Source organism: Nitrospira sp. BLG_2 (assembly GCF_049222245.1).
In genome coordinates this window covers 1-2,880 of sequence record NZ_JBLYIG010000208.1, presented here as the reverse complement: position 1 = coordinate 2,880, position 2,880 = coordinate 1, and the positions used below count along the sequence as shown (strand labels likewise).

The following is a 2,880-nucleotide window of genomic DNA, read 5'->3' as shown; positions in this document are numbered from 1 at the left end:
CTTGATCCAGGACAATCGCTCGCTGCAGCGCGCGTTCAGTGAACGCCCACGGGCTGCGTCGTTGATCGGCCAGAGCAAGAAGATGGTGGAGGTGTTCAAACTCGTCGGCCGTGTCTCCCGCAGCCGAACCGCCGTGTTGATTCAGGGGGAGAGCGGCACCGGCAAGGAACTCATCGCCCGTGCCATCCACGACAACAGCCCCCGGGCCGCGCACCGGTTCGTCGCCGTGAACTGCAGCGCGATTCCCGACACGTTGCTCGAAAGCGAGTTCTTCGGCCATATCAAGGGCTCGTTCACCGGGGCCCATATCTTGCGGCGGGGCTTGCTGGAGGAGGCGAGCGGCGGCACGTTCTTCTTGGACGAAGTCGGCGATCTCTCGCCGGCCGGACAGGCCAAACTGCTGCGCGTCCTCCAGGAAGGGGAAATCCGCCGGATCGGCAGCAACGAGTCGGTGCAGGTCGATGTGCGGATCATTGCCGCGTCGCGCCGGGACCTGGCTGAGCTGGTCGCGGCCGGCCGGTTTCGGGAGGATCTGCTCTATCGGTTGAATACGGTCATGATGCTCCTGCCGCCGCTCCGGGAGCGGCCCGAAGACATTCCGGTGCTCGCCGAGTTCTTTCTGGCTCGGTACGGGGATCAGAAGGAAATTCCGGTCACCTCCTTTTCGCCGGCCGCCATGCGGGCGCTGACCGGGTATGCGTGGCCGGGCAATGTGCGGGAGCTCGAGCATGTCGTGGAACGAGCGGTGGCGCTGGCCCCGCATGCGATCCTCTCCAAAGAGGATCTGCCGCCCGAGGTCCTGCAAAGTGACGGTCTGCATTCGGAACGTCTGGAGATCTTACCCGGCACCCTCAAGGCGTTGCAGCGGGAACAGGTGCTCAAGATGCTGGAGTCCGCGCAGGGCAATAAGGAGCGGACAGCCCGCCTGCTCGGCATCAGTCGCCGCACGCTGTATCGGCTCCTCGACCGCTATGGCCTCGGCAAATCCCGGCTTCCCACCGAGGCTGATGCCTCTGATCCGATGGGTTTTGATAGTGAAACAAACCCATAAGAAGGGCATCAAAGCCTTGCATCCTGCTCAAGGCCGTGAAGCGGCATCGCTCTTGAGACCGTCTTCAGAGTCATCGCAGCGTTGAATGAAATTGCTGGACCATGTCAGGCAAAATCTCTTGTTTGGCTTCGTTGGCCTGCGCGTCCGCATATGTGGCTGCTTGATGCAGCCGACGGGTGAGCTGTCGCATCTGTTTTACGAATTCGTTCGTCGCCGGGCCTGGTTTGTTCTGCAACATCAATTCCGCCTCTCGATCTCTATGGCTTGCCATGGCATGGAGCTCTCGGGCTTCCTCGAGCCAATAAAACATTCGGTCTGAGGACCGCATCTGTGATGTCGTCGCCGATGTTGTGGAAGGGACGGTTGACGGTGCCGAATCGTTCGTTGCACAGGCCGTGAGTATCTGAAGAATCGCCCACACAGTGAAGAAGTGCATGCTGCTTGGTTTCATGTGGCCTCCTTTTGCGTGCAGGACGCCGTCATGGCAAGTTTGTTGTGTGCGTCCAATGCAGCCACCTTGTAACACTCAGCCAACGTCGGGTAGTTGAAGGCCGTGCGCAAGAAATAATCCAACCTGCCGCCCAGATCCAGCACGGCTTGACCGATATGGATCAATTCCGTCGCCCCCGTCCCGATGGCATGGACAGCGAGCAGTTGCCGGCCCTCTCTGTGAAAGAGCAATTTTACGAGCCCGCTGTCATCGCCGAGGATCTGTCCACGGGCGATCTCGCGATAACGCGCGACACCGGTTTCATAAGGGATTCGTCTTTCTGTTAAGTCATGTTCCGGCGGCCCCACCATCGAAATCTCGGGGATGGCGTAGATACCGATCGGAAAATGTTCCGATGTCGGTTCGACTTCCACTCCGAAGGCATGACACGCGACATGGCGGCCTTGCAAGGCGGAGGTCGACGCAAGGCTGGGATGTCCGATGACATCGCCAGCGGCGAAAATGTGCGGCACCTCGGTCCGAAATTGCGCATCGACCTTTAAGTGACCTCGTTTGCCCGCCGTGAGACCTGCGACCCTGAGATTTAGATTATCCGTCGCTCCCATCCGTCCGGCTGCATACAAGACCGATTCGGAAACGACTCGTTTCCCTGACTCCAGAGTCAACACCACGCGTCGTGGAGGCCCATCGATCACGTCTACGCGTTCTACGGCCTCGCCGAGGCGGAACGTGACATGGCGGTTTCGCATTTGATGAATGAGTTCTTCCACGATTTCTGAATCTAGAAACTCCATCAGCTTGGTGCGTTTGTCGATGACCGTGACATGGATGTTCAAAGCCGCGAACATGGAGGCATATTCGACGCCGATAATGCCGCCGCCGACCACAACCATATGTCGGGGAAGCTGCTTCAAGCGAGGCACGTCGTCGCTGCTGAGAAGAAATTCCCCATCGAACTTCACACTGTCCGCCAACGCCGGCACGGTGCCGACGGCAATCAAGATATTGGCCGCCGTGATTGCCCGGACGCCGTCTTCCGCAGTGACGGTCACGGTGTGGGCATCACGGAACGAGGCATCGCCATGAAACAAGGCGACGTCGTTGCGACGCAACTGCTCGGTGACGACTTCCACCTCTCGCCGTACCACCTCTTCGACCCGGGCGAGGAGCTGCCCCGCCGTCGCGCGACTTTGATAGGGATAGCCCATGTGTTGGTCGAAATGATGGGTTACAGAATTAGAAGAAAGAACCGCTTCGCGGAATGTTTTACTGGGTATGGTGCCGGTCTCCACGCAAACGCCACCCAAGATTCTCCGGCGTTCGACGAGCGCGACTTTCTTCCCCAATTTTGTGGCCTGAACGGCGGCTCGCTGCCCTG

General features: G+C 59.4%; 3 protein-coding genes. 1 reads left to right on the top strand and 2 read right to left on the bottom strand.

The annotated features are described in order from the left end of the window. Positions 1–1,051: sigma-54 interaction domain-containing protein (locus ACOSYY_RS05800; RefSeq protein ID WP_421661320.1), on the top strand; the 1,051-nt coding region annotated here is incomplete at its 5' end. A gap of 70 nt (positions 1,052–1,121) precedes the next feature. On the opposite strand, the gene ACOSYY_RS05795 is transcribed toward ACOSYY_RS05800, so the two are convergent. Continuing rightward, entirely contained in the window at positions 1,122–1,502 is a 381-nt protein-coding gene (locus ACOSYY_RS05795) for a hypothetical protein (RefSeq protein ID WP_421661319.1), read from the bottom strand. Continuing rightward, a partial coding sequence (sthA, locus tag ACOSYY_RS05790) for a Si-specific NAD(P)(+) transhydrogenase (RefSeq protein ID WP_421661318.1) occupies positions 1,499–2,880 on the bottom strand: 1,382 nt, incomplete at its 5' end. The genes sthA and ACOSYY_RS05795, both read right to left, overlap by 4 nt.

Bases quoted from the DNA above. Each gene is read 5' to 3' on its own strand.
- ACOSYY_RS05795 (WP_421661319.1), bottom strand. From the start codon at position 1,502: ATGAAACCAAGCAGCATGCACTTCTTCACTGTGTGGGCGATTCTTCAG.